The following is a 24694-nucleotide window of genomic DNA, read 5'->3' as shown; positions in this document are numbered from 1 at the left end:
CTGAAAGATTCTTCCAAGGCTGGTGAGCTCGACCGGATTGACCGCAAAATTCTCAAGCTGCTGCAGGAAGATGGCCGCCTCAGCAACGCCGAACTTGCCGGTCTGGTAAATGTCAGCCCGGCGACCTGTCACAGACGGACGCAGCGGCTGTTCGACGAGGGCTTCATTCAGGGCGTGCGCGCGCACATCGATCCGCAAAAGGTCGACAGATCTGCCCTTGTGATCGTGGGTGTGGTGCTGGACCGGTCGACGCCACAAAGTTTTGCGGAGTTTGAAGAGGTGGTTCGCAAGGCGGACTTTGTTCTCGACTGCCACCTGGTGGCAGGCGACTTCGACTACTTCCTGAAAATCCGCACACGGGACATGGCGGACTTCAACAAGCTGCACGGCGAAAAGCTGATTGCGCTGCCGGGTGTGCGCCAGACCCGCACGTTTTTTGTCATGAAGGAAGTGACGGACAACGCTCCGCTGCCTTTCTGAAATAGTTCGGCTTCCCTGGCTTCCTGGTCGCCGGCCTCGCAGACCGGACGACTGATGAGCGCCCCGGATCTGCTGCCTGAAATTCCCTTCCATTGTTCTGCCGTCAGTGAGCCTCGATCGCCCTGGCTTAAAAAACGGTTGCCTTGGTCACCGGCAATAAAGTACAGATTTGATATGTAATAACATAACATATCAAACTTGCTGGAGGCCATATGTCCGATCGACGCCTGCCTGTAACCGTTCTGTCCGGGTTCCTTGGAGCGGGAAAAACCACCTTGCTCAATCGCATCCTCAACAACCGTTCCGGGTTGAAGGTGGCTGTAATCGTCAACGACATGTCGGAGGTGAATATCGACGCAGACCTGGTGCGGGCAGGCGGCGCGGAGCTGAGCAAGACCGAGGAAACCCTTGTCGAGATGTCCAATGGCTGCATCTGCTGCACCTTGCGCGACGATCTGCTGAACGAGGTTCGCCGCCTGGCTGGCGAAGGGCGGTTCGACTACCTGCTTATTGAATCAACGGGGATATCCGAACCGTTGCCGGTGGCAGCGACTTTCGAATTCCGAGACGAAGCCGGCGACAGCCTCGCCGATGTGGCAAGGCTCGACACGATGGTGACGGTGGTCGATGCGGTCAATCTGCTGAAGGATTACTCCAGCCATGATTTCCTGAGCGATCGGGGAGAGACGCTGGGCGAGGAGGACGAACGCACGCTGGTGCATCTCCTGACGGACCAGATAGAGTTTGCCGATGTGGTGGTTCTCAATAAGGTGGGTGCCGCGTCGGCCGGACAGGTGGATGCTGCCCGCAAGATCATCCGCAGTCTCAACGCGGATGCGAAGATTATCGAGACCGACTACTCGGAAGTCTCGCCTTCCGACATCCTGAACACGGGGCTCTTCAATTTTGAAAAGGCTCATGAACACCCGATGTGGGCCAAGGAGCTTTACGGCTTTGCCGACCACATTCCCGAAACCGAGGAATATGGTGTTGCCTCCTACGTCTACCGGGCACGGCGGCCATTCGAACCGGAAAAGATCCATGAGCTGCTCAACGGGCAGTTGCCGGGCGTGATCCGCGCCAAGGGCCATTTCTGGATCGGCAGCCGGCCGCAATGGGTGATCGAGTTCTCGTTGGCCGGGGCGCTCTCCAGCATCAGTCCGCTTGGCACCTGGTGGGCGTCGGTGCCGCAGGAGCGTTGGCCGGATGACGACCGCGCCCGGGCCTATGCGAAGTCGCTCTGGGTCGAACCGTTTGGCGACCGGCGGCAGGAAATTGTCTTCATCGGTGCGGGCATCGACTGGCCACTTCTGAAAAGCCGGCTCGACGCGTGCCTGATCGGCGAAAACGCGGGGAACGAACTTTCGGTCTTTGCGCAACTGCCGGATCCCTTTCCAGCCTTCCGCCATGCGGACCGCGCAGCATGACAGCGCTGGAACCGAAGGTGGACGCCCTTTCGAGCGGGCCTGCCGCAAGGGATGTGATTATCGGCCGGGATCCGGACATTCTCGCCGACATTCGCGATCCGGGCATCGCCGCCGCTATCTGGCGGCGAATGCCGGATCCCGAATTTCAGAGGTGGGTGAATGACTTGCCGAAAGACAACCTGCCGGACCTGCGCACGGTGGTGCCTGTGCATCTGGCAGAGGCGGCAGTCCGGGCGGCTTGCGAGAGCCATGGACTTCCTGCGTGTCGGGAGAGGAACATGCTGGCAAGTGATGTCGGGGCACTTGCCCTGATGCTGGCAAAGACGCTGACAGTGCGTCTGCTGCGATTGCGGCTGGATGTTTCGGAAGACGTCATGTGTCCGAAGTTCCACCTGGACAATGTTCGCGCCCGGTTGTTGTGCACCTATCGCGGGCCGGGCACGGAATATGTTCCGGAAAATGTGGCTGAGGAGCTTGGCCGCATCCGTCAGGTGCCGTCTGGGGGCGTTGCCGTTTTTCGCGGCCGTCAATGGTCTTGCGGCGAAAGAACCGCTCTCTTGCACCGGTCTCCGGCCGCAACTCCGGCAGGTGGACCGCGGCTTCTTCTGGTGATCGATCCGGCAGACTAGGCGGGCTGCATTTCCGAAAGGGCCTCAGCCACGCTCTCGGGTTAGCCAGGTTTGATATCGGTCGAGCTGTCGCGTGACGATCGCGGCGAGGGAGGCATCCGTACAGATCATCTCAGGGGTGATGGCATTGCTGGTGAGGCCAAGCGAAAATCCGGCTTCGCTGACGATTTCGGCGGACATGGTCCGGAGGATCTCTTCCAGCTGAACCGGGGCAAAGGCGTGGCGGGAGGTGACGTGGGCAAGCGCGACCGGCTTGCCCGGAAACTTCTGACAACCAACCATCCAGTCGAGAGTGTTTTTGAAGCTGCCGGGTAGTGCATGCATGTATTCCGGCACGGCGAACAGCAGCCCGTCGGCGCGCGCAACCTGTTCACGCAGGTCGATGACGATCTCCGGCAGGTGGTCGGTAATATCCAGATCCGGCACGAAATGCGGCAGATCGCCGATGCGGTCATAGCGGTTGAGAACGAGCCCGTCGGGCGCCAGTCGTTCTGCTGCGCTCAGCAGGGCCAGATTGGACGATGCAGCACGAAGACTGCCGCAAAATGTAAGGATCCTGAAGCGCAAGAGACTGGTCCGGTTGAAGGAGGCTAGGGGCGAGCCTATCGGATTCGCCCCGTATCGTGATCCCCCAACGACCGACCAGTTCGCGCCTTTTACCGGCTGGCAGCGGCCAGTGCTGCACCAAAGCCGACAAAGAGCGTGCCTGTGATCCGGCGTACCCACAGCATGCGCTTTGCAGATGTCAGGAAGCGGCGCATGTGACCGCCTGCATAGGCAATTGCGGCATGGTTGGCGAAACACAATGCGGCGTAGGTGAAGGACAGCACCGAGATCTCCGTGAGATCGATGCCGTCGGCGCGCATGAATTGCGGGAACAGCGCGGTGATGACCAGAATCGCCTTCGGATTGGTGACGGAAACGAGCAGCGCTTCGAGGAACAGCTTTCTGGGGCTTTTGCGGGCAATCAGGACACCATCTTCCACGTGAAAGGCAGACTTGTCGCGCCAGATCTTGAGGCCGATGAATATGAGATAGGCGGCACCAATGACCTTCAGCACCGTGAAGGCCACGGCGGAGGCTGCCATCAGGGCGCCGAAGCCGAGGGCGACCGCGTATCCCAGGATTACCAGTCCCGTGGCATTGCCTGCAGCGGAAGCGAGGGTCGCGTTACGGCCGAACCGGAGCGTGTTGGAAATGGCCAGCATGACTGCGGGGCCGGGACTGACGGCAGGCAGGAGCGAGACAGCAATAAAGACGAGCCAAAGATCTATCGGCATTTCGGTTCTCGAAGCAAAGGCTGCGGGGTGCAGCCGGAAGGATGTTTCAGGGCAGCAGCCGGCCGTCGCGTACGGCCTTGTTCAGCAGGTCCTGGGCAAAATCCCAAAGACCCGGGAAGGGAGACAGGCGGGATTCCTTCGTCAGCTTCAACGCTTCGGCGGAAATGGGTTCATGGGTCGGATCGTCCAGGCCGGATGCAAAGACCAGCACCATCGGATGTAGCGCGTCCATCGCGTTGGCGAATTTGGCTTCCGGTGTTTCGTTGGCTTCGAACTCCAGCCAAAGAGCCTTGAAATCCAGGCCTTGCGATGAGGGAAGCAGGGCGAACAGTCGGCTTGCGGCTGCCTGTTCAAGATCCTTGATGCCGGCCCGGTTGTCGTCTGTGACCCAGTGGTCGCCTGCGTCGATCTCGACCAGGTCGTGAACGGCGAGCAGTTTGACGACGTGGTTGATGTCGGTGCTGGCAGGGGCGTGCTCGGCAAGCGTCAGCGTCTGCAGGATCACGTGCCAGCAGTGCTCGGCCGTGGTCTCGCGCCGGGCGCCACCCGTGAGCTGGTTCAGTCGGACGACTTCCTTCAGCTTGTCGGTTTCCAGAAGAAACGCGACCTGCTTTGCCAAAGTGTCGTTCATCAGATCTCGCCCATGGCCCGGCGGAAGCGGGCAACGCTTTCGGCAAAGCCATGGATCAGCGCATCGGCGGTAAAGCCGTGGCCAATCGACATTTCCCGAATGAAGGGGGCGCGCGCCATCAGGGCAGGAATGTTTTCGACGGTCAGATCATGCCCGGCATTGACGCCGAGCCCGCAGGCCTGGGCGGCTTCCGCCGTGGCGACAATCATGTCGAGTTCCTTTTCGGCGCGTGCCGGGTCATCGTAGCAGGCGCCATAGGGGCCGGTGTAGATCTCGATACGTTCCGCCCCAAGCCTGGCAGCGTGTTCGGGGGCAACCGGGTCCGGATCGCAGAAGAGCGAGACTGTAACCGCCCACTCCTTGGCGGCGGCAATCGCCGTTTCCAGCGCGCCGGTGTCTTTCGAAAAATCCCAGCCATGGTCCGAGGTGGACTGCTGCGGGTCGTCCGGCACGAACAGGACCTGTTCGGGGCGAGCTTCCTCCACCAGCTTCATGAAATCGGGGGCCGGATAGCCTTCCAGGCACAGTTCCTTGTTCGGGAACCGGTCCTCGATCAGCTCGGACAGCTCGAACACGTCCGTCTTGCGGATATGGCGTTCGTCCGGACGAGGATGCACGGTGATGCCCTTGGCGCCGGCTTCCATCGCGATGGCCGCAAGGCCAGTCACGCTCGGCCAGGGCAGATCCCGGCGATTTCGCAACATGGCGATGGCGTTGACATTGACGGAAAGGCGCGAAACGGCAGGCATGATTGATAGTCCGGTGAAAACGGTTCTGATCTGGCTTTAAGAGACTGGGTCAGGTTCGCAAGATTGTGTCAAAAGCCGTTGAAGTCAAACGAGGAATTGTCACTAGAGACAATGTTTTTCAGTGTTGGTGGGGCTTCAGCCACCCTTGATATCGCACGAGCCGCCCGAGACCGGGCAGGGAGATCTCGACGTCGAAGCGGAAGATGCCATCCGGTGCCGTCTCGGCTGTTTCGCTGATCGGCAACAACCAGCGCGGCAAGGGAATGCCAAACAGCTTGCCACTGCGAACGGGATAGGCGAGTGCATCGCCCTTCAGGTTCAGGTGAATGTTGAACGTTGTCGGTCCGAAGCGCTCCTGAACGACGCCGGAGCCCGGTGCACCTGACAGGCTGAGCACGGACCGGAAAGTCTTGCCGCCGAAATTGCGCTGCCAGATTTCCTTGTCGCCCTGCCGCTTGATGGTCACTTTCACCGGAGTTGCATCTGCTTCGGGCGGAAAGCCGACGATACGGCACAGCAACTGGCCGAGCCGCGAGGTGCCGCGCGTGACCTTTGCCTCACCGATCCATTGCCGGCGGTCAAATACTGTGTGAAGGGAGCGGATCTCTTCAGGCAAAGCTTTGAAGGTGCTGCTGCCGAGTGCCTGCTGGAACAAGACCGGTGCAGCCTGCTTTGCAGCGAAGGTGCGGACGTTCAGATGAGCGGTGGCCTCCTCGACGTCTGCCAGCTTGAATTCACCAAGGCTTGGCCGCGCTCCGGCTGGAACAACACCTTCGACAAGGTGCTTGCACAAGATAGCGCCCGGGACTGCCGGGATATGCGGCCCGTCGCCGGCTTCCGCAATCAGTGTCCAGCTGGCGGCCAACGGCTGGCCGTCCTTGCCAAGCCCGGCAAGCCGGACTTCCATGCCGCCGCGGTCGGACCCGAACCGTTCGAACCAGCCCGCGACAGTACGAAGGAGTGGAGCGGCAGCTTGCAGTGACCTGACAAGGCGAAGACGCACCAGCCAGGAGAGAGCCCAGAGGCCCAGATGAAGGAGTGAAAGTTCAAGTCCCGCCCGGAACAGCACCGTTCGGGCGTTGTAGACCTTGGGAAAGAGTGTCAGATCCGGCGCGCCGATGAAACTCGACCAGCGCTTTGAAAGGCCGCTGCTGCCTTCCGGGCCGATCCGGCGCCGGGAGAGACCGGTCCAGCCGATGACCTTTGTCCATCCGCCATCGCGGTAGACGGAAACGGGCTTGCCGGACTGGGCCAGGATCGCTTCGATGACGGAGAGGCCACGAGGTGCACGATTGCCCGGCAGGATGGTGCTTTCGATCAGGTCGACCTGTGAGAACTCATGCCGAAGAGCTTCGACCGCAACCGAAGAGAGAGCCGGTACGCTGGAAACGCCAGACAGCACGGCCAGACCGCTCAAGCGTGCCTGCTCGTCGAGCACAGGAATACCGCTGGTGAACCCGGCATCGTCGGAAAGATCCAGATAATGGCTGCCGGCGGCAAGGGCGGCTTCCGCAACAACGTAGGGGGATTGCCGGTAGGCCTGAAACGGTCCGGCGGCGTCGACGGTGACGAAAGGGCGAAGGGCGAGAAGGGCAGCAGCGAAATCAGGTGCCGTACGATCCAGAACGGCGGCAGTGCCACCATGCCGGCGACAGAAGTCTTCAGCCTTTTGCTGGCTGCGACCTGCGACGATGACTTCCAGATGCTCGTGTCTGAGCAGCGCCTCGGCCAGCTTTCCGCCGAAAACGCCATAGCCACCGAGTACGACGATGCGTTTCCTTCGGGAAAGTTCAGTCAAGGAGCCGTTCCTTCAGGGCCGCCGACGGCAGGGGACAGGTTCGTCTGCCGAGCCGATAGCGGTTTTGGGCAATCCTGTCATAAGTCCAGTCCGTGAGCCTGCGCGGCAGAAGATCCAGTACCGTGAGCGCCTTCCAGGGCCAGCCGAGACTTTTCATGGCTGCGGTGAAGGACGCCATTTTGGTGTAGGCTCGGCCGCGGCAGATAACGATGTTGGTTTCCATCTTCTGCGGGTCGAGCCCGTGGTGCCGGTAGAGTGCCTGACCGATGTCCGAGTGGGCGTCGACAAAGCGAAAGCCTGCTGTCCGGTCGTGCCTGGCGACGAACCGGGCAAAGCCGGAGCACAGAACGCAAATGCCATCAAAGACGATCAGGTTGTCGGGAAGATGTGCAAGGGCGGGCGGGGCCGGTTTGACGTTGCGTCTGGTTTCCATCGTCTTGGGGCTTTCGCGGGCAATGACAGGTTTCCGCCTCTCATGTAGGGTTGCAACGCAGGGTTCGGCGAGCCCGCACAAGGTCGCAGTACAGTATTACGACTAGGTTTTCAGGTTCCGCCGTTTCCTCTAAGACTGGCCGCAAGGGGCCCGATTCTTAAGCTTGTTCCGGACTGAAACCGATTTCGGTGTCGATCCGAACGAGAATCAATGCATACATCGAGGTCTCGGATCGAGAAAACTACCAGGTAATCCATGGCCATCTCCAACGCGCTCCTCCTCTTGGCCCAGGCAGCCGTTTATTTCATCGTCATGATGAGCCTTCTGCGGGCTCGTCAGGTGATCGGTATCGGCGTCTTCATGTGCGCGCTTGGTGTGATGCATTTCCTGGAAACATATCTCGCCAGCGTCTTTTACATCGAGTTGCCGTTCGGTATCGTCTCCCCCGGGTCGACAGTGCTTTTTTCCGGCAAGCTTCTGATGATCCTGCTGCTTTACATCCGCGAGGATGCGCTGATCGTCCGCCAGCCGATCTACGGCCTGTTGATCGGCAACTTCCTGATCGTCGCACTGGTGATGATCCTGCGGAACCACGATACCATCTCGGTCACGGACGGCCGCAATCCGGATTTCGCCTTTATCGATGAAATGGGGCTGCTGATGGTCTGGGGCACCATCTTGCTGTTTGTCGACGCGATCGCGATCATCGTGCTTTATGAGCGGATCGGCAATTGGGTCGGGCGGCACCTTGGCCTGCGTTTCCTGATCTGCGGCGCGGCAGTGCTGACTTTCGACCAGGCCGGGTTCTTCCTGGCGCTGCATTATGTTTCCGGTGCACCCTGGCATGTGTTTGTCGGCGGCTGGGCAGCCAAGATGGTGGCTACGCTGGTCTATACGGCGCTGTTCATCCTCTACCTGAAGTATTTCGACAACGAGAGCAGCTGGCTCACCAACAGGTCCTTCAAGGACGTGTTTCAGGTGCTGACCTACCGGGAGCGCTACCACAAGCTTCTGGAAGCTTCCATTCGCGATCACCTGACCGGCACGCTTCACCGCAGCCAGTACGACCAGAATGCGCCCAAGATCCTGGCCAAGAACCTGCAGGAAAACCGACCCCTGTCACTGCTCGTGATCGACATCGATCACTTCAAGCAGGTGAACGACCGGCATGGCCACCAGGCCGGTGACGAGATCCTGAAGATGGTTGCCCGGCTTCTGGCCGACAACCTGCGTTCCGACGATCACCTCTACAGGGTGGGCGGCGAAGAGTTCGTGCTTCTGTGCGAGAAACTGTCGGTGGAAGGCGCGACCTCCATGGCCGAGCGGTTGCGCAAGGCGATCGAGCGCTTCAGCAAGATCTATCTTCCGGAAAAGGTAACGGTCAGCATCGGTCTGGCCAGTGCGCCGCAGGACGGCGACACAATGGAGGCCCTGTTCCGGCAGGCGGATCTTCGGCTTTATGAAGCCAAGAAACAGGGGCGCAACCGGGTCTTCAGCCCGGTCACGGTGGATTAGACCAATCTGGTAAGCCAAAGCGTTTGAAAAAGAAAAAGCCCTGGAAATACTCCAGGGCTTTTGTCGTTTCTGAAGGCCGGGACGATCAGACCCGGTTAAGCAGCCTTGCCCGGATGGTGTTGGGCAGGGTGCGGATCTCTTCCAGAATGCTGACCGGATCTTCCACCGGGCTGTCGACATCCAGAACGACGTAGCCGATGTCCAGATGGGACTGCATGTACTGGGCACAGATGTTGAGGTTGTGCCGGGTGAAGAGGTCGTTCAGCGTGCGCATGGCACCGGGAGCATTGTGGTGCACCTGGATGAAACGCGTGGCCGACGTGCCCTTTGGCAGTTGAACCTGCGGGAACGAGACGGCGCCGATGGTGGACCCGACATCGGAGTATTCCACCAGTCGCTTGGAGACTTCCTCGCCGATCCGGTCCTGGGCCTCTTCCGTCGAACCACCCACGTGCGGGGTCAGGATGACGTTGTCGAGACCGCGCAGCGGCGACAGGAATTCGTCCTTGTTGGACTTCGGCTCGACCGGGAAGACGTCGATGGCAGCGCCTGCCAGGTGACCGGACTTCAGCGCGGCGGCCAGAGCGTCGATATCGACAACCTTGCCGCGGGCGTTGTTGATCAGGAACGCGCCCTTCTTCATCTTCGAAATCTGGTCAGCACCGAACATGTCGCGCGTTTCCGGCGTATCGGGAACATGCAGGGACACGACATCGGATTCAGCCAGCAGGCCATCGAGGCTTTCGGACGGCATCACGTTGCCGTGCTGCAGCTTGTCGACGAGATCGAAGTAGATCACCCGCAAGCCCATGGCCTCGGCCAGGTTCGACAACTGCGTGCCGATATTGCCGTAGCCGACGATACCAAGTGTCTTGCCGCGAACTTCGTGGGAACCGGCAGCGCTTTTCATCCAGCGGCCTTCGTGGGCCGCGGTGGATTTCGGGAAGACGCCGCGCATCAGCATGACGATTTCGGCAACGGTGAGTTCGGCCACGGATCTCGTGTTCGAGAAGGGGGCGTTGAAAACCGGGATGCCGCGCGTAAGCGCGCCCTTGAGGTCGACCTGGTTGGTGCCGACGGAGAAGCAGCCGACGGCAACCAGGCTCTTGGCCGCTTCCAGAACCTCTTCGGTCACCTGGGTGCGGGAGCGGATGCCGAGCATCTGGACGCCCTGCAGCTTGTCGATCAACGCGTCCTTTTCCAGGGCTCCGGACAGGACTTCAACGTTTGTATAACCGTGTTTTTCAAGAACCGCGCGCGCGGTCGGCGAAATGCCTTCCAGCAGCAGCCAGCGGATCTGGTTTTTCGGCCGGGAGAGACCGTGAATCATGGCGAAATGCCTTTTGGTCTGATTGGTTTGAATCGCGCCGGATCGGCGCTAACAGCGCGCGTGTCGTATACGCGCTCGTTCACGTCGCGTCTAGGGCGCCGTTTTGATGGAACGCAAGCCGACACCGCGCGTTTTGTCACCCCGGTGTTTGTGAAAGCGGTTGCTGACGGACGACAGCCTGTGCCAATAAGCGGCGGGGGCGCGTTTCGGCCGGATCTCCAACCGGCTGCTTGAATAAAATCCAACACCAAGCGAGAGCAGGGACCCCGATCCATGTTGAAATTGAGCGGGCCTCAATTCGATTACGAGCCATATCCCGTTTGCTATGTAACAGATGTATTGCCGCCGGAAATGTACCGGTCACTCGTCGAGAGCTATCCTGACAAGGATCTGTTCAAATACATGCCAAACCTTGGACACAAATATTCTCTGTCCGATATCAATAATCCGGATAACTACTACAAGTTCCTGTCGGAGACACCTGACTGGAAAGCGTTTTACGATTATGTGAAATCCGAGAACTTCATAGATAACGTGCTGGATATGTTGACCGCCAACAATATCGACCTGGGCCTGCGCCGGCTCAAGGTGATTGCGAAGGATGGGCAGCGGAAGGCCAGCCTGCTGAGTCGTCTCCGTCGCCAGACCGAGATCAGTGCCCGGTTCGAGTTCTCCATGATGCCGGCAAACGGCGGTCAGATCCTGCCGCACACCGACGCTCCGCATAAATTGATCACGCTGGTTCTGTCCATGATGGAGCCGGGAGCCTGGGATCACGCGTGGGGTGGCGGCACGGCGGTGTGCCTTCCCAAGGACCGGACGAAGGTCTTCAACCACATCAACAAGGCGATGCCTCTCGAGGATGTTGATACGCTGAAGACATTCCCGTTTGAGGAAAACCAGTGTGTCCTGTTCGTGAAGACCTACAATTCCTGGCACCACGTCGCGCCGATGAGCGGACCGGACGACGCACCCTTGCGCAAGACGCTGACGATCAACATCGAGAGCAAGCTTTAGGAAAGGCGAGGCCTGTGGAAATCCCGCAGGCCTCTCGGTATTGCGGTGCTGTTGCACCCAATTCAGTCGAGACGGCGCAGATCCCTCAATCGCAAGGCAATGGCTCGCACCGTGTCGTCGTCATATCCGAGGCCAAGGTCGTTGCGCATGAAGCGGCCAAGGTCTTCCGCTTCCTCGATCAGCCACTCCCGCTTGTTGCCGCCACCGACAAACCGGGCCCGGCCGTCCAGAAAACTGATGAAACCCCTATCCGTCAGCCGGTAGAATTTCATGCTGCCCGCAAAGGACTGTCTGGGCGAGGCGGCGCACAGGAAATTGGCGGCTTCAATGTCGACAGGGCGGACGTCTACCCGGTCAAATCCGTAGAGCGGGAACCAACCCTCCTCAGTCTGTCGTTCCAGTACGTGCTCTCCTGACACAGCTTCGAAGCGTATCCTGTAGACCTGGTCGCGGACCTGCTGGCGTTCTTCTGAAATGCGCACAGGCTCGGCTGGAGCCTGGCCGCCGAACCCGGCATCGACCAGCCATTCGCTGCCATCACACGTCACGACATGGGCAAGGTGTGAGCGTGCTCCACCCTCCGCCGCCCCCATGCGAACCCGGGCAAGCACCTGCCGGGAGGAAAAACCGATGGCTGCCAGTGCGTCACCCAGCAGAGAGTTCAGCTCGAAGCAGTAACCGCCGCAACGGTGTTGAACGAGCTTTTGCCAGAGGCTGTCCCGGCCAAGCTCTGGAACCTTGCCAAGAAAAGGCAAAACGTTTTCGAACGGGATGGCGCTGATCTGAGCTGCCTGCAGGGCCCGCAAGCCGTCCAGGGTGGCCGGGCACGTCTGCAGGCCAATCCGCTCAAGATAGATATTAAGATCGAAGGGCATGGGCAGGTTCTGTCCGGTTTCGAGGTGTCCGATGCATGTAGGCAAGTCTTCGGCTGTTGCCAAGGAACACGACGGCGGGAATTCGCCCGATCTGCTGTGTGCCGTGCCTCAATATGCGCAGGAAAACAAAAAGGCCCGCCGCACCGGGTGCGACGGGCCTTGAGATCAGAAAGCGACCCCTTAAAGGCCTTCTGGTCCACGCTGAACGGCAGCAACGCCAGTGCGGGAGACTTCGACCAGACCGAGCGGTTTCATGATGGAGATGAACTGCTCGATCTTGGAGGTCCGGCCGGTGATCTCGAAGACGAAATGTTCCGTCGTCGCGTCGATCACGGTGGTGCGAAAGGCATCTGCAAGGCGCAGGGCCTCCAGGCGCTTTTCACCGGTGCCTGCCACCTTCACCAGGGCAAGCTCACGTTCCAGCGGCTTGTCCTGGTTGGTGCGTTTGGCGCGAACGGTCAGGTCGGTCACCCGGTGCACCGGCACCAGCCGGTCGAGCTGATGGCGGATCTGCTCGATGATCATCGGCGTACCGGTGGTCACGATGGTGATGCGGGACAGGTGTTTCTCGTGTTCGGTTTCCGACACGGTCAGGCTGTCGATGTTGTAGCCACGGCCGGAGAACAGGCCGATCACGCGGGCAAGGACACCCGGCTCGTTGTCGACGAGGAGCGATAGGGTGTGGGTTTCGATTTCGTTGCTGACTTCTGCCAGGAAATAGGCGGAAGGCGCATCAACATTCTGTGCGTTCATTTTCTTAAAGTCCTTTTGCCTATTTCACCTTAAACGAGCGACTTGCCTTCGGCGCTGATGGCGTTGGCAACCGCTTCGTCATTGGCTTCGTCCGGCAGCAGCATTTCGTTGTGAGCCTTGCCCGAGGGGATCATCGGGAAACAGTTGGTCAGATTGGCAACGCGGCAGTCGAACAGGACAGGCTTGTCGACCGCAATCATTTCCTCGATTGCCCCGTCCAGATCACCCGGCTTTTCGACCCGGAACCCAACCCCGCCATAGGCCTCGGCCAGCTTGACGAAGTCCGGCAGGCTGTCGGTGTAGGAATGGGACAGACGGTTGCCGTGCAACAGCTGCTGCCACTGGCGCACCATGCCCATGTACTGGTTGTTGAGGATGAACACCTTGACCGGCAGGCCGAACTGAACGGCAGTCGACATTTCCTGGATGTTCATCAGGATCGATGCATCGCCGGCAATGTCCACGCACAGCGCGTCGCGGTGGGCCACCTGCGCGCCGATGGCAGCCGGCAGGCCGTAGCCCATGGTGCCGAGGCCGCCGGAGGTGAGCCAGTGGTTCGGCTCCTCGAAGCCGTAGAACTGAGCCGCCCACATCTGGTGCTGGCCGACTTCGGTGGAAATGAAGGTCTTGCGGTGCTTGGTCAGTTCATAGAGACGCTGGATCGCGTATTGCGGCATGATGACGTCGCTGTTCGGCTTGTAGGCCAGCGAGTTGCGTGCCCGCCACTGATCGATCTGCGTCCACCAGTCCTTCATGGCCTTAGCATCGGATTTCAGCGAAGAAGACCGCCATATCCGCACCAGGTCTTCCAGCACGTGGGCGACATCGCCGATGATCGGCAGGTCGACATTGATCGTCTTGTTGATGGAGGACGGATCGATGTCGATATGAATTTTCTTGGAGTTCGGCGAGAAGGCATCGGTCCGGCCGGTGATGCGGTCGTCGAAGCGGGCCCCGATGCAGATCATCACATCGCAGTCGTGCATGGTCATGTTGGCTTCGTAGGTGCCATGCATGCCCAGCATGCCGAGCCAGTTGTCGCCGGACGCCGGATAGGCGCCGAGGCCCATCAGCGTGGAGGTGATCGGGAAGCCGGTCAGCGACACCAGTTCGCGCAGCAACTGGCAGGCCTGCGGGCCGGAGTTGATCACACCGCCGCCGGTATAGAGAACCGGCTTCTTGGCGTTTGCCATCAATTCGGCGGCCATGCGGATGCTGGAGGCATCGCCCTTCAATTGCGGACGGTAGCTCTTGTGCGCGGCAGCCGGGTTTGGCGTCGGGCCCTGGTAAGTGCCGGTCGCGAACTGAACGTCCTTCGGAATGTCGACGACAACCGGGCCCGGACGGCCGGAAGTGGCGACATAGAAGGCTTCATGCAGGATGCGCGGCAGGTCGTCGACATCGCGGACCAGCCAGTTGTGCTTTGTGCAGGGGCGGGTGATGCCGACCGTGTCGCACTCCTGGAAGGCATCGTTGCCGATCAGATGGGTCGGTACCTGGCCGGAAATGCAGACAAGCGGAATGGAATCCAGCATGGCGTCGGTCAGGGCAGTCACCATGTTGGTGGCGCCTGGACCGGAGGTGACCAGGGCAACACCCGGTTTGCCGGTGGAGCGGGCATAGCCTTCGGCGGCATGGCCTGCGCCCTGTTCGTGCCGTACGAGAATATGCTCCAGACCTTCCTGCTGAATGATCTCGTCGTAAATGGGAAGCACAGCACCGCCCGGGTAGCCGAAGATCGTGTCAACTCCCTGGTCTTTCAGCGCCTGGATGACCATTTCGGCGCCGGTCATTTCCCGTGTCATTCGTTTCGTCCTTGCATTCTCGCCTGTGGATCAGGCTTTGGCTCACATAACTGTTTGTTCTTCTGTCAATCCTGCCCGATAGGGCGCGGACTGATAAAACACTGTCTGTCTGGCCTGACGCATGCGGCGTCAAAGATCCGGGCAGTGGTGGAAAATGCGTGGTCAGGAGGCGGGTACAAAAAAAGGCCCCTTTGGGAGCCTTGGTCGCGCGCCATCCTGTCCGTACGGGGTTATCCCGCCGCGGAGGCGCGCTTTCCTACTACTACTAGAATGAGCGACATTGCCATGTCGTCCCGGTCCTTTGATGCTGCAGGCCGTCTGGCCCGGTTCGACGTCGTTGTGGAACTCCCGGAACCGGGTTTGTCCCGCCAACCTGAGGCAAGCCGATATGACAGCGACTTCAACAAGCTGGCCCAAGCCCGTCACGTCTGCCCCGGTCTTGATGCGCCGCACCCTAGTCAGGCGGATAAAACCGGTCAAGCCTTAATTTCGAAAATTGCGCAAAAGATCGAAGATGTTTCTGAAAGTTGCCTTTTGGGCGGCGTTAACGAGCTTTCCTTCCGGCGGCTGCGGATTTTCTCCGGGTTGCGTTCCCCGCAGACCGGCCATGATAAAAAATTGTCATAAAAACCGTTGCGCCAAATCGGATCGCACTATATACACCCGCCATCCGACGTGCCGCGCGGTTCTCGCGGCCCTGTCGCTTTGGGTGTGTAGCTCAGTTGGTAGAGCAGCTGACTCTTAATCAGCGGGTCTGGGGTTCGAGCCCCCACTCACCCACCATTTTCTTTCCTTTGAAATTGCTGAAGAAATTGCGGTAAAGCGCAATGCTTGCGCCGTGAACGTTCATCTAACGTAAGATGTATAATGGCTGTTATTGAGATTTTAGTTATTATTTAAAATAATTTAATGTCATTCGTGAGGAGATGGAGTGGGCGATGGCGAATCGTCTGGTCTATTTATGAATAATGATAGGAAGTCTTTCTGATACCATTCTTCAAAAGATTTACGTTTGAGAGTGGGTTTGCGAATTAGATTGGTTTCAAATTTTTTATTTACCATAATTTTTTCAGACAATTCTTTTGGCTGTATTATTTTCACCATGTTGCTGACAATAGGGGGGGTATCTCTTTGTTCTTCATATCCAACTGCGAGATACGATCCTGAAACTCTTTGAATGATAAGAAAATTTTTGCCTGAGTCCTGAAATTGCATAAATTCTGACTTCCTGTCTCCCATGTATGAACCGATCAGTGAACCAAGACTGTAGGTCATAAATATGAGGATAAGAATTAAAATCCAGTCGTCTCTGCCTATTACTTTCGCCAGCCCTTCTCCTATGCTTTTTTTTCGAATTTTATTTGATTCTTCAATTTGCTGAAAAAAGTAGTCTTCAAAAGAACCTTTTTTTCTTATGAAACGAATTACAAATATTAAATCAAAGAAAAGGTAAAATGAACCAAGCAAGAAGAATACTACTGCTGTCCAGCTGAAGCCGCTTGAAGCGTAAAACGCGTAAAAAATCGCATAAAGCAATAATGGGATTTCAAGTACGTATAGTGATTGAAAAAACCTCGAAACTAATTTTGTTGGTAATTGCAGGACTGAGTAAAAAAGCAGTGCTAAGGCAGCAAGCCATCCACCAGCTCGCACTACAGCATCAATCTCAACTGAAACAAATATCTCATCAATACCAAAACTGCGCAGATACGCTCTTTGACTAGAATAGGTGTAAATATATGAAGCTATAGAGAGAATTAGAAGTATTATCGGTTCGCTAAAGCGAAACTTTTGCGATCGTTGAGCATCATCTTCCTTTATTTCTGACATTTTGGTGACCGAATAAATAGCCAAATTTTGTATGTTTAGAATCTATAATCGTTCATTTCGTGGACGTTGATATTACACATCTGCTCTTTGGGTTGGACAGTCTAAATTTAGTTGTTATCGAGCTGCTTGGGTAACGTTCCAATTTGTCCACTGCTTTCTTTTTACTCAGAGTTGAAATTCTTATTTGTGTTTCCTGCGTGTACATTTAAATGGGCTGTCCAAGTTTGTGAATCTCCGGTTGAAAACTCCCGTTCTTTCAAACCGGTACCCGCAAGTTTTAACCTTGATATTTTTTCTTGTTTGACCGCCTTGGCAGACAACTTAACGTGCTGCCAAGCAGGGAAAATCGGTGCCTATTTAATCTATTGGCAAACAAGGCGATCGCCGCGTTTGACGCGGCCGCTCTTTGCAGGATGCGGATGAAGGGCAACATCAGACGGGACATCCATGCATAAACTGGATTTCGAGTTGGACAAGGCACAGCTGAAACGTGCCTGGGGCGTTATAGACAGGGAGTTTCAACGCCTGGGGCTGATGCTGCGCCGCGGGTCGGATTTCGATGTTGTCGAGGCCATGGCGGCGGCCAGCGGCCTGAAGCGACTGGAGGGGCATTTCACCCCCAGTCTCAACACCTATACGCCTTCACAGGCGTTCTGGCTGGCGTTGGTGGACGAGGAAGACCGGATGGTCGGGCGGGTGTGTGCCCGTTTCGACAGAATGGCCTATCCGATGACGCTGACCGATTTCTGGCGCAAGTATTTTCACCGCTGCTACCCGGATGCGGAGGGCGGCAAGGTTGTGCTGAGTGACAAGCAGCCGCGCGTTGGCCGGCGCATTACCGGCGACGTTGTTTATCTGGGCGGAACGGAAGTTGCCAAGGAGTGGCGCGGTTCGAAGCTCGGCGGCCTGCTCAACCAGATGGCCCAGATCGAGGCATTGGACGAGTGGGGCGCCGGCTTCTATTACGGCTGGGTGCAGGGTTTCAACTTCATGGACGGCTTCTGGCGCGACTGCGGCTTTACCCGTGCACACTTTCATGCACTGAACTGGGTTGAGCCGCTGCCTGGTACGCTGGATGCCAATCTGATTTTTGTTGCGAACACAGCTGACGATGTGTGCGATCTGATTGATAGGATCGCGAATGGACTTCAAGCAAAGTCATGAGGCAGAAAATCCGCGTGAACCCGGCACTGGTGCGGAATTTCACGAGGAGACGCTGCAGCGTCATGTCCGGCACACCTTCGCCCAGCTTGTTGCCTGTGCGCTGGATGTCGAACCAGGGCTCGCCCTCCATGGCAATCTGGTAGGCATCAGCAACGCCCTGGCGGTAGACTGAGGGCAGGAAGCTGGTCGGCGGACGTGGTGTTTCCGGGTCAAGAGCCTGTGGAAAGAACCGGCGGAAGGTGCTGTGCTTGCCCACAAAGGTCAGCGGCGGCACGTCGCCCGGCTCGGCGGTCGGCAAGGTCATCAGCAGATACGGGCTCAGCTGCGTCATGCGGCTGTCCTGCACGATGATGCCTTCGTTTTCGCGCCAGGTCTTGAACAGAAACTGCGTCTTGTCTCCCGCCAATCCGTTTTCGATCAGCGAGAAGGGTAGCGGCTCAACAAAAGTGTTGATGCTCATGGACGCCTCCAAAGGGACTGGATTTCGGAAGAAACCCCTTCTGCATGGCTTCGGCATAGATGTCATATCTTGCCGCTGCCGCCAACTGGGCACGTTCGCCGTCGCTCAGCAGGCTGGTCTGGTCGTGGTCGAACAGATCGAAGCAATGGAAATCGAGCAGGAACAGACAGTCATATCTTGCTGCAATTTCAAATATTTCCAGGAATTCGAGCTGCTCTTTGGTGTATTGATCTTCGCTCATCCCTGCCGCCTTGTCTTTACATGTCATTTTTTGTTTTGCCTTTCAGACAATTTCCGGCGTCGAGAAACCCATTGAACGGTCTGCTCGCCTGGAAAGCGGCCGGCTTTTCGCGCCGGTACATCTTCCAGACGTCCCCTGATGTGCAGAGGCCGCTTCAATCCGAGATTGGTATGGATCCCGTTTCGCCAATCGCAGATTAGCAAAGAATTTTGCTGCACGCGAGATTTCTTCTTCAACTTTCCTTAGGTGTTACCCAAGAAGCGAAGAAGTAGTCGCCCGGGCACTGTGACGTCACCTGCAAGTTGACGGTTTTGAAGCCGAAGACAAGGCCAAGACAGCCGGAATCCGTCTTTCCGGCAGCGTCAGGATAACGCCGGGACCGATAGCTATCGGTTGGGGAGGGGCGGCGGGAATCGCGTTGACCCGTGATGCGCCGAGCCCGGTTTCAGAGACCGTTCTGAACAGGACAGTTAGCGCGCCAGGGTGGACGAATGGCGCCGGCTCGGCGGGCAGGGCACCGGCAGCATGAGCTGCGATTGGCTCCCGACCCGTGCGCCATCAAGCCTGTTGTGTAGCTTCCGCTTCGCGCAAATCCAGTTTCTTTGCGGCCGCGTCCAGAGACCTGATGTCCGAAGAGGCGGCGATTTCCCCTGCCGCCGCATAGCGGTCGTGGTTTTGGGCCACCTTGCCGAGATCGTAGAGGTAATTCACCATCACGCCGGCAGATTGGGCACGGCCCTTTGCGGAGGTGTCGGCTTCTGCATGGACGGCATGCACCAATGCGCCGTTGCCCAGATGGAAGCGCGCCACCGGGTCAACCGGTTGTCCGTCCTCGCGGCGGGCTGACAGAAGATAATGCGCGGCGAGGGTGCGTAGCAGCTTCGGGTCCGCGTCCTGGAAAGCAATGCTTTCCGCCGACAGCCATTTCGTCAGGCCAGGGATCGGCGACAGGGTAACGAAGGTTTTCAGTCCCGGCAATTCTGCCGAAAGATCGGCCGCCACCTGCTTGATCAGGGAGTTGCCGAAGGAAATGCGGGCCAGGCCTTCCTGACAATTGGAAATCGAATAAAACACGGCGGTACGGGCCGTGGCCGCTGTGATGGGTTCCCTGTCACCTGCCAGAAGGTCCTGGATGGAACCGGGGATGTCTGCGGTGAGCGCGACTTCCACGAAGATCAGCGGTTCGTCGGGCATGGACGGGTGGAAAAAGGCGAAGCACCTGCGGTCGCCAGGGGCCAGGCGGCTGCGCAGGTCTTCCCAGCTGGTGATTTCGTGCACGGCCTCATAGGCGATGATCTTTTCAAGGATATGCGCCGGACTTTCCCAGCTGATCGGCCGCAGCACCAGAAAGCCCCGGTTAAACCAGGAAATGAACAGGTGTCGGAAATCCTGGTCGAGCGCCTGCAATTCCGGATCGGCGCCACCGAGACGCAGGAGGTCGGCGCGCATGCGCACCAGTTGCTCGGTGGCACCGGGAATCTGGTTCAGCCGCCGTATCAATTCCTGGCGCTTGGGCTCCACAGCCGCCATGAAGGCCGTGTATGTCTTCCGGTTCGGGCTCGCCTCATAGGCATCAAGGGCAGTGCGCACGCCGGCCGGATCGATGTTCATGTCGTGGGCAAGGTGGCGGAAGAACTGCAGCTTGTCGCTGTCCTCCATTTCCTGAAACCGTTGCAGGAGCGTGCTGGCCGCGGCAAGGCCCGTCACGTCGCCAGCTGTGCCGACAAGTGCGCTGACCAGATCCTCCATCGGCCGATTGTCGCGCCGGTCCGGCGCCGCTGTGCGATAGCGGCGCTCGAAGATGGTCGACAGCAGGTCGCCGAGAATGGTCATGTGGGCCTCCAGAACGTCCAGTGAGGGGGGGGCTCTGTCCTGAAGATAAGAGGTGTGAGGCTTTGACCCAATTCCCCAAAAGAGGCAATCCGGGCACGAACGCCCGGGTTGGATTGCCTAACAGCCAGTGTGCCTAGGCGGCTTCGCTGTTCTGCTGCTCGAGCGGGCCTTTCTTCAGCGATTTGAAGAAGGCCGCCACTGCTTCGGTGAGCTGCCCGGCGTTGGAGGACATGTTTTCCGCGGAGCTCAGCACGGTCTTGGAGGCCGCGTGAGTGGTTGCCGCATTCTGGGCGACACCGTCCACAATTCCGGTCACCTTGTTGGTGCAGGCCACGGTGTTGGTCACGTTCTCCTGTATGGCCTGTGTCGCTTCCGCCTGCTTGACCGAGGCGTTGGAAATCATCGTGGTAATGGATTCGATTTCCGTAATGGTTTTGGAAATCGTGTCGAAGGACTGAGCCGTATCGCGGCTGGCCGCGTCGACTTCCTCCAAAGACTGGGTGATCTCCTGTGTCGCCTTGGCTGTCTGCGTTGCCAGTTCCTTGACCTCGGCTGCAACCACCGCAAAACCCTTGCCCATTTCACCGGCGCGGGCCGCCTCGATGGTGGCATTGAGTGCCAGCAGGTTTGTCTGGTCGGCAATGGAGGAAATCAGGTCGATGATCTCGCCGATAGCTTCGGCGGAAGTCCGAAGGCTGTTTGCCTTGTCCTGGCCTTGCGTGACCTGGGTAACGGCAGCACGGGCGATTTCGATGGAGCGTTCGATCTGGCCGCTGATTTCGCTGGCCGTCGAGGACAGGTGATCGGCGGCGGATGCCGCCGCATTCACATTTTCGGCTGTCAGGTCGGCCGCGTCGGCAATGGCGGTCACGACTTCCGAATTGGAAACGGCAGAGGTTTCCATTTCCTCGGCCGTTCCGGTCATCTGCTCGGCGGAAGCCATCAGGCTCTGGGCAATCTGGCTGATCTGGCTTTCAAAGGAATCCGTCGACTGGCGGAAAGCGCCGACGCGGCCCTTGATGGTCTCGATGGCCATGTTCATGATTTCCGCATTCTGCAGATAGCTGCCATTAAGGCCACCTGGCTGGATGCGGCGGTAGTAGCGGTTGTTCTCGATTGCCGTCATGGAGGCGGCAGCTTCACGCAGGAAGGCGTCCGTCCGGTCGATCATGTGGTTCATGGAGGTCATCAGCTCACGGACTTCACCGGCTTCGGTGTAATCCTTGGCTCTCACCTCGAAGTTGCCCCAGCCGATCTGGCTGCAGACCTCCGTCGCAGCACCAAGCCCCCGCCGGGTCCGATGCACCGCGGTCAGCGCGAACAGCATGGCCAGCATGACGATGGCGCCACAGAGGACCGTAGCCATAGTCAGGCCCAGCAGGGCGCAGACCACCGTCGCCGCGCCGCCCACCAGTGCGACACCCGACGCGATCGTGGCGTTAAAGAGTGTGAATGAGCTCATCATAGCTCACGCCTTTCGATTGAAGGATCGATACCAGCTGATCGTGACCGGCCTGCATGCCGGTCTTGCGGTTGTCCGCCTGCTGTTCTGTCTGTCGCAGCTGGGCGTAAAGCGGGGTGATGATGTCGTCGACGATACGGCGGTTGGGCACCCGGCGATTGGAATGATAGCCGATGATCTTGCCGCTCTCGCCATAGGACGGCGTGACATGGGCCAGCACCCAGTAGTGATCGCCGTTCGCGGACATGTTGACCACATAGGCGAAGATCTCTCCGCCGGCCTCTATCGTGTCCCACAGCAGCTTGAAGACACAGCGTGGCATGTCCGGGTGACGGATGAGGCTGTGCGGCGCATTCTCCAGAGCCTTGCCATCAAAACCCGCGATATCCCGAAAGATGTTGTTGGCGTAAGTGATGCGCCCGCGCGTGTCTGTTTTCGAGACGATCAGGTCCCGTTCGGAAAAGAACCGTTCCACCCCCGTCGGGGTGACCTTGTACTGGGTCATCCTTGGTGCGCCTGCTCATGTTGGCAATTCAGGGTTAGGGTACGGTTGCGTGCTTAATGATCCTTAAATGAAACCGGATGAGGTTTGATTTTTAACTATATGAATTCATTCGTATTTCTAACGATGTTATCTTTCTCCGTAGAGAGTTTTGCTGAGGCGAATTGTTGCCGATCTTTTTGTTACTCTGAGGCTATTCTTCGATTCTTCCGAAGGGTTTGGGCGATGTTCCTTTCGAGGAACTTCAATCGGCAAGTTCCGCGTTGCATGGCCCCTGGCGCATGTTCGGTTGTGCGCAAGCAAAACCTGCAGGGCGGCCTCGCCTGCAGAGAACCGGGTCCGAGAAACTGCGGACTTTTCAGAAGGGGGGCTTAGGCTGTATAGAGGGCGCCAATAGCCGGGTGGTGCTTTTGCCCCTTGGGCCCGGCGTCTTTCAAGAAACAGAACAAGCCCCATGAACGAATTTCTCGTTGCCGCCCTTTATATGTTTACGCCGCTCGACGACTTCGAGGCCATGCGCAGTCCGCTCAAGGCCTATTGCGAGGAACGGGATGTGCGCGGGAGCCTGCTGCTTGCAGGAGAGGGTATCAACGGCACGATTTGCGGGCCGGAAGCCGGTGTGCGTGAGGTCCTTGCGCATCTGCGGTCGGACCCGCGGCTTGCCGGGCTGAACCACAAGGAAGCCTGGACCCACCGACATGTCTTCAAGCGCATGAAGGTGAGGCTCAAACAGGAGATCGTGCGGCTCGCGGTTGACGGGATCGACCCGAACGAGATCGTCGGCGAATACGTCAAGCCGGAAGACTGGAATGCCCTGATCTCCGATCCGGATGTCGTCGTCATCGACACGCGTAACGATTACGAATTCGCCTTCGGCACGTTCGAGCGGGCGCTCAATCCGAAAACCCAGTCGTTCCGGGAATTCCCGGCCTGGGTGGACGGCGAAGACGAGCTTCAGAAAAAGCCGAAGGTCGCCATGTTCTGCACCGGTGGCATCCGCTGTGAAAAGGCGACGGCCTGGATGCTGAAAAACGGCTTCGAGGAAGTCTATCACCTCGAAGGCGGTATCCTGAACTATCTGGAGAAGGTGCCGGAAGCCGACAGCCTCTGGAAGGGCGAATGTTTCGTCTTCGACGATCGGGTGTCCGTCGACCATCAGCTGCAGCCGCGCTGGGGAGAATGGATCCCCGAAGAGGCCCGTCACATCATCAACGAGGACACCGACTACGAGAAGAGTGCCCGCGCTGAAGCTGATGACGAAGAGGGTGAACAGCAGATCGTCAGGGCCGTTTCTTAACGGATATTAACTTTTTCGCTTTAATGCCTTGTGGAACTTCCCTAAAGTCAGGGTTGCGGGAGATTTCCTGCGCCAGACTGGGGGAAAGTACATGCGTCACAGCTTCTGGAGCGCGCTTGCCGCGCTGATCGTCAGTCCGTTGGTCAGCACGTCCGTGCTGGCCGGGGGCAAGGCACTGTCCTGCTATGAACAGGCCACCGTGCCGGCCGTCTACAAAACTGTGAACGAGCGAGTGCTCGTCCAGCCGGCATCCACCTACGTGGTGCAGAAGCCGGCCGTCTACAGTTATCAAGCCCGGCGTGTTCTGGTGCAGCCGGAGCGGGTCAGCTATCGCACATCGCCTGCCGTCTACCAGACACGGCAGAGCCGGGTTCTGGTTCAACCCGCCAGCGTCGGCTGGGAATACCGGGTCATCAACGGTCGCAACATCCTTTGCAAGGTGCAGAACCCCGCCGTCTATCGAACCGTCAGCCAGAAGGTTCTCGTGCAGTCGGCGTCCCGTGTCGCGGTACGCCAGCCCGCCATTTACAGCTCCGTGAAGGAAAAGGTGCTGGTTCAGCCTGCCACGAGCTACCGGGTGCAAAAGCCCGCGGTTTACCAGACGGTCAGCCGCCGGGTGCTGGTTCAACCAGCCCAGACAGTCTGGAAGCCCGTAAAGGTGCGGGGTTGCCGCTATTAGGTGACTGGGTCAAGATCGGTTGTCTGTCCGTTTTCCGGAGCAGGCTGAAAGCCGGTTACCTGACCAGTTGTGGGGCTGAAACATGATTTGCACATTGATTGCGTCTTCCATCCTGCTCAGCATGGAGGACGGCTCCATGGCCGTGCTCATTCCCGAAAACCAGTCGGTTCGCATTTTCAACGAGCAATCTGTGAAGGGAGAAGGGGCCGTCGTTCACCTTTACGGGGAAACGAAAATCCAGGTGCCGGGTGTGAAAGCGGAACAGATCATCGAGGCTCTCAGGGACTGCCAGCCTCCGAAGGACGCTGAATAACCGGCCCTAAACAACTGCCGTCGACAGACAGTCGTCAGGCGGGCCGCAAAAAAATCGTCCCGGCATGGCCTCCGAGCCAAAGGCTCTCCCTCATCCTGAGGAAGAGAGATGTTTGTCTTCACCCTGATGTTGTGCCCGGGTCGGCGGAACGGATGACAGGCCAAATGTGCGGCAGAAGCCGGTTACAGCAG

General features: G+C 58.4%; 26 protein-coding genes and 1 tRNA gene. 13 read left to right on the top strand and 14 right to left on the bottom strand.

Annotated features, from left to right (window positions below; translation table 11 throughout):
• From HCG46_RS02665 to HCG46_RS02655, 3 genes are all read left to right on the top strand, one after another.
• Positions 1–480: an Lrp/AsnC ligand binding domain-containing protein gene (locus HCG46_RS02665; protein WP_168685563.1), complete on the top strand. Its 480-nt coding sequence runs from the start codon at positions 1–3 to the stop codon at positions 478–480.
• A gap of 212 nt (positions 481–692) precedes the next feature.
• Entirely contained in the window at positions 693–1907 is a 1215-nt protein-coding gene (locus tag HCG46_RS02660; protein ID WP_168684483.1) for a GTP-binding protein, read from the top strand.
• Positions 1904–2536 carry a DUF1826 domain-containing protein gene (locus HCG46_RS02655; protein ID WP_168684481.1) on the top strand — a complete coding sequence of 211 codons (633 nt, stop codon included), beginning with the start codon at positions 1904–1906 and terminating at the stop codon, positions 2534–2536. The genes HCG46_RS02660 and HCG46_RS02655 overlap by 4 nt, the downstream gene beginning before the upstream one ends.
• Before the next feature lie 24 nt (positions 2537–2560).
• Here HCG46_RS02655 and HCG46_RS02650 read toward each other — a convergent pair whose 3' ends face one another.
• The 6 genes from HCG46_RS02650 to HCG46_RS02625 all read right to left on the bottom strand — a co-directional run bounded on the left by HCG46_RS02650 (position 2561) and on the right by HCG46_RS02625 (position 7427).
• Entirely contained in the window at positions 2561–3103 is a 543-nt protein-coding gene (locus HCG46_RS02650) for an NADPH-dependent FMN reductase (RefSeq protein WP_168684479.1), read from the bottom strand.
• 89 nt (positions 3104–3192) lie between these two features.
• Positions 3193–3816, bottom strand: a complete 624-nt coding sequence (locus HCG46_RS02645; RefSeq protein WP_023000581.1) for a LysE family translocator — start codon at positions 3814–3816, stop codon at positions 3193–3195.
• A gap of 46 nt (positions 3817–3862) precedes the next feature.
• The gene (locus HCG46_RS02640) at positions 3863–4447 is read right to left on the bottom strand and encodes an HD domain-containing protein (protein ID WP_168684477.1); all 585 of its coding nucleotides are present in this window, start codon (positions 4445–4447) and stop codon (positions 3863–3865) included.
• Complete coding sequence (locus HCG46_RS02635; protein ID WP_077292396.1) at positions 4447–5196, bottom strand: pyridoxine 5'-phosphate synthase; 750 nt, start codon at positions 5194–5196, stop codon at positions 4447–4449. The genes HCG46_RS02640 and HCG46_RS02635 overlap by 1 nt, the downstream gene beginning before the upstream one ends.
• Before the next feature lie 118 nt (positions 5197–5314).
• The gene (locus HCG46_RS02630) at positions 5315–6994 is read right to left on the bottom strand and encodes an SDR family oxidoreductase (RefSeq protein ID WP_168684475.1); all 1680 of its coding nucleotides are present in this window, start codon (positions 6992–6994) and stop codon (positions 5315–5317) included.
• Positions 6987–7427, bottom strand: coding sequence for a DCC1-like thiol-disulfide oxidoreductase family protein (locus tag HCG46_RS02625; RefSeq protein WP_168684473.1), 441 nt, complete (start codon positions 7425–7427; stop codon positions 6987–6989). The genes HCG46_RS02630 and HCG46_RS02625 overlap by 8 nt, the downstream gene beginning before the upstream one ends.
• A 255-nt stretch (positions 7428–7682) precedes the next feature.
• On the opposite strand from HCG46_RS02625, the gene HCG46_RS02620 reads away from it, so the two are divergent.
• On the top strand, positions 7683–8942 hold the full coding sequence (locus HCG46_RS02620; RefSeq protein ID WP_023000586.1) for a GGDEF domain-containing protein: 1260 nt from the start codon (positions 7683–7685) through the stop codon (positions 8940–8942).
• An 85-nt stretch (positions 8943–9027) separates the two neighbouring features.
• Here the strand turns inward: HCG46_RS02620 and serA are convergent, their stop codons facing one another.
• On the bottom strand, positions 9028–10272 hold the full coding sequence (gene serA / locus HCG46_RS02615; RefSeq protein ID WP_023000587.1) for a phosphoglycerate dehydrogenase: 1245 nt from the start codon (positions 10270–10272) through the stop codon (positions 9028–9030).
• Between the two features lie 273 nt (positions 10273–10545).
• On the opposite strand from serA, the gene HCG46_RS02610 reads away from it, so the two are divergent.
• A complete protein-coding gene (locus tag HCG46_RS02610; protein ID WP_168684470.1) occupies positions 10546–11289 on the top strand; it encodes a hypothetical protein in 744 nt (247 codons plus the stop codon).
• Positions 11290–11351: 62 nt separating this feature from the next.
• On the opposite strand, the gene HCG46_RS02605 is transcribed toward HCG46_RS02610, so the two are convergent.
• The 3 genes from HCG46_RS02605 to HCG46_RS02595 form a co-directional block, all read right to left on the bottom strand.
• Entirely contained in the window at positions 11352–12164 is an 813-nt protein-coding gene (locus tag HCG46_RS02605) for an arylamine N-acetyltransferase (RefSeq protein WP_168684468.1), read from the bottom strand.
• 180 nt (positions 12165–12344) lie between these two features.
• Complete coding sequence (ilvN, locus tag HCG46_RS02600) at positions 12345–12917, bottom strand: acetolactate synthase small subunit (RefSeq protein ID WP_023000590.1); 573 nt, start codon at positions 12915–12917, stop codon at positions 12345–12347.
• A gap of 29 nt (positions 12918–12946) precedes the next feature.
• Positions 12947–14722 carry an acetolactate synthase 3 large subunit gene (locus HCG46_RS02595; protein WP_055655364.1) on the bottom strand — a complete coding sequence of 592 codons (1776 nt, stop codon included), beginning with the start codon at positions 14720–14722 and terminating at the stop codon, positions 12947–12949.
• A gap of 270 nt (positions 14723–14992) precedes the next feature.
• Between HCG46_RS02595 and HCG46_RS02590 the strand changes: the two genes are divergently transcribed.
• Both HCG46_RS02590 and HCG46_RS02585 read left to right on the top strand, forming a co-directional pair.
• Positions 14993–15349: a hypothetical protein gene (locus HCG46_RS02590; protein ID WP_168684466.1), complete on the top strand. Its 357-nt coding sequence runs from the start codon at positions 14993–14995 to the stop codon at positions 15347–15349.
• An 80-nt stretch (positions 15350–15429) separates the two neighbouring features.
• Positions 15430–15505 (top strand) — tRNA-Lys (locus HCG46_RS02585).
• A 129-nt stretch (positions 15506–15634) separates the two neighbouring features.
• Here the strand turns inward: HCG46_RS02585 and HCG46_RS02580 are convergent.
• Entirely contained in the window at positions 15635–16552 is a 918-nt protein-coding gene (locus HCG46_RS02580) for a hypothetical protein (RefSeq protein WP_168684464.1), read from the bottom strand.
• A 447-nt stretch (positions 16553–16999) separates the two neighbouring features.
• Between HCG46_RS02580 and HCG46_RS02575 the strand changes: the two genes are divergently transcribed.
• From HCG46_RS02575 to HCG46_RS02565, 3 genes are all read left to right on the top strand, one after another.
• Positions 17000–17716 carry a hypothetical protein gene (locus tag HCG46_RS02575; protein ID WP_023000594.1) on the top strand — a complete coding sequence of 239 codons (717 nt, stop codon included), beginning with the start codon at positions 17000–17002 and terminating at the stop codon, positions 17714–17716.
• On the top strand, positions 17694–17888 hold the full coding sequence (locus HCG46_RS02570) for a hypothetical protein (protein ID WP_023000595.1): 195 nt from the start codon (positions 17694–17696) through the stop codon (positions 17886–17888). Before HCG46_RS02575 ends, HCG46_RS02570 begins: the two co-directional genes overlap by 23 nt.
• 76 nt (positions 17889–17964) lie before the next feature.
• Positions 17965–18492, top strand: coding sequence for a hypothetical protein (locus HCG46_RS02565; protein ID WP_168684462.1), 528 nt, complete (start codon positions 17965–17967; stop codon positions 18490–18492).
• A 483-nt stretch (positions 18493–18975) separates the two neighbouring features.
• On the opposite strand, the gene HCG46_RS02560 is transcribed toward HCG46_RS02565, so the two are convergent.
• The 3 genes from HCG46_RS02560 to HCG46_RS02550 all read right to left on the bottom strand — a co-directional run bounded on the left by HCG46_RS02560 (position 18976) and on the right by HCG46_RS02550 (position 22217).
• The gene (locus HCG46_RS02560) at positions 18976–20250 is read right to left on the bottom strand and encodes a malonyl-CoA decarboxylase (protein ID WP_168684460.1); all 1275 of its coding nucleotides are present in this window, start codon (positions 20248–20250) and stop codon (positions 18976–18978) included.
• A 133-nt stretch (positions 20251–20383) separates the two neighbouring features.
• Positions 20384–21715 carry a methyl-accepting chemotaxis protein gene (locus HCG46_RS02555; protein ID WP_209009288.1) on the bottom strand — a complete coding sequence of 444 codons (1332 nt, stop codon included), beginning with the start codon at positions 21713–21715 and terminating at the stop codon, positions 20384–20386.
• Positions 21690–22217: a PAS domain-containing protein gene (locus tag HCG46_RS02550; RefSeq protein WP_023000600.1), complete on the bottom strand. Its 528-nt coding sequence runs from the start codon at positions 22215–22217 to the stop codon at positions 21690–21692. Before HCG46_RS02550 ends, HCG46_RS02555 begins: the two co-directional genes overlap by 26 nt.
• Before the next feature lie 451 nt (positions 22218–22668).
• Here HCG46_RS02550 and HCG46_RS02545 point away from each other — a divergent pair, with 451 nt between their 5' ends.
• The 3 genes from HCG46_RS02545 to HCG46_RS02535 all read left to right on the top strand — a co-directional run bounded on the left by HCG46_RS02545 (position 22669) and on the right by HCG46_RS02535 (position 24503).
• A complete protein-coding gene (locus HCG46_RS02545) occupies positions 22669–23511 on the top strand; it encodes a rhodanese-related sulfurtransferase (RefSeq protein WP_023000601.1) in 843 nt (280 codons plus the stop codon).
• Positions 23512–23602: 91 nt separating this feature from the next.
• Positions 23603–24190 (top strand): hypothetical protein, encoded by a 588-nt coding sequence (locus HCG46_RS02540; protein ID WP_168684458.1) that lies wholly within the window; start codon positions 23603–23605, stop codon positions 24188–24190.
• 82 nt (positions 24191–24272) lie between these two features.
• A complete protein-coding gene (locus HCG46_RS02535; protein WP_023000603.1) occupies positions 24273–24503 on the top strand; it encodes a hypothetical protein in 231 nt (76 codons plus the stop codon).
• Positions 24504–24694 lie beyond the last annotated feature (191 nt).

The sequence above is a fragment of the Labrenzia sp. PO1 genome (assembly GCF_012273635.1).
Taxonomy (GTDB): domain Bacteria; phylum Pseudomonadota; class Alphaproteobacteria; order Rhizobiales; family Stappiaceae; genus Roseibium; species Roseibium algicola.
Note: the sequence above shows the minus strand (reverse complement) of the source record. Positions and strands in the feature narration are given on the sequence as shown.

Excerpts from the sequence above, each read along its gene's own strand:
- HCG46_RS02660 (WP_168684483.1), top strand. The coding sequence starts at position 693 with ATGTCCGATCGACGCCTGCCTGTAACCGTTCTGTCCGGGTTCCTTGGA.
- HCG46_RS02655 (WP_168684481.1), top strand. The coding sequence starts at position 1,904 with ATGACAGCGCTGGAACCGAAGGTGGACGCCCTTTCGAGCGGGCCTGCC.
- HCG46_RS02645 (WP_023000581.1), bottom strand. The coding sequence starts at position 3,816 with ATGCCGATAGATCTTTGGCTCGTCTTTATTGCTGTCTCGCTCCTGCCT.
- HCG46_RS02640 (WP_168684477.1), bottom strand. The coding sequence starts at position 4,447 with ATGAACGACACTTTGGCAAAGCAGGTCGCGTTTCTTCTGGAAACCGAC.
- HCG46_RS02635 (WP_077292396.1), bottom strand. The coding sequence starts at position 5,196 with ATGCCTGCCGTTTCGCGCCTTTCCGTCAATGTCAACGCCATCGCCATG.
- HCG46_RS02625 (WP_168684473.1), bottom strand. The coding sequence starts at position 7,427 with ATGGAAACCAGACGCAACGTCAAACCGGCCCCGCCCGCCCTTGCACAT.
- HCG46_RS02620 (WP_023000586.1), top strand. The coding sequence starts at position 7,683 with ATGGCCATCTCCAACGCGCTCCTCCTCTTGGCCCAGGCAGCCGTTTAT.
- serA (WP_023000587.1), bottom strand. The coding sequence starts at position 10,272 with ATGATTCACGGTCTCTCCCGGCCGAAAAACCAGATCCGCTGGCTGCTG.
- HCG46_RS02610 (WP_168684470.1), top strand. The coding sequence starts at position 10,546 with ATGTTGAAATTGAGCGGGCCTCAATTCGATTACGAGCCATATCCCGTT.
- HCG46_RS02605 (WP_168684468.1), bottom strand. The coding sequence starts at position 12,164 with ATGCCCTTCGATCTTAATATCTATCTTGAGCGGATTGGCCTGCAGACG.
- ilvN (WP_023000590.1), bottom strand. The coding sequence starts at position 12,917 with ATGAACGCACAGAATGTTGATGCGCCTTCCGCCTATTTCCTGGCAGAA.
- HCG46_RS02595 (WP_055655364.1), bottom strand. The coding sequence starts at position 14,722 with ATGACACGGGAAATGACCGGCGCCGAAATGGTCATCCAGGCGCTGAAA.
- HCG46_RS02590 (WP_168684466.1), top strand. The coding sequence starts at position 14,993 with ATGAGCGACATTGCCATGTCGTCCCGGTCCTTTGATGCTGCAGGCCGT.
- HCG46_RS02580 (WP_168684464.1), bottom strand. The coding sequence starts at position 16,552 with ATGTCAGAAATAAAGGAAGATGATGCTCAACGATCGCAAAAGTTTCGC.
- HCG46_RS02575 (WP_023000594.1), top strand. The coding sequence starts at position 17,000 with ATGCATAAACTGGATTTCGAGTTGGACAAGGCACAGCTGAAACGTGCC.
- HCG46_RS02570 (WP_023000595.1), top strand. The coding sequence starts at position 17,694 with ATGGACTTCAAGCAAAGTCATGAGGCAGAAAATCCGCGTGAACCCGGC.
- HCG46_RS02560 (WP_168684460.1), bottom strand. The coding sequence starts at position 20,250 with ATGACCATTCTCGGCGACCTGCTGTCGACCATCTTCGAGCGCCGCTAT.
- HCG46_RS02555 (WP_209009288.1), bottom strand. The coding sequence starts at position 21,715 with ATGATGAGCTCATTCACACTCTTTAACGCCACGATCGCGTCGGGTGTC.
- HCG46_RS02550 (WP_023000600.1), bottom strand. The coding sequence starts at position 22,217 with ATGACCCAGTACAAGGTCACCCCGACGGGGGTGGAACGGTTCTTTTCC.
- HCG46_RS02545 (WP_023000601.1), top strand. The coding sequence starts at position 22,669 with ATGAACGAATTTCTCGTTGCCGCCCTTTATATGTTTACGCCGCTCGAC.
- HCG46_RS02540 (WP_168684458.1), top strand. The coding sequence starts at position 23,603 with ATGCGTCACAGCTTCTGGAGCGCGCTTGCCGCGCTGATCGTCAGTCCG.
- HCG46_RS02535 (WP_023000603.1), top strand. The coding sequence starts at position 24,273 with ATGATTTGCACATTGATTGCGTCTTCCATCCTGCTCAGCATGGAGGAC.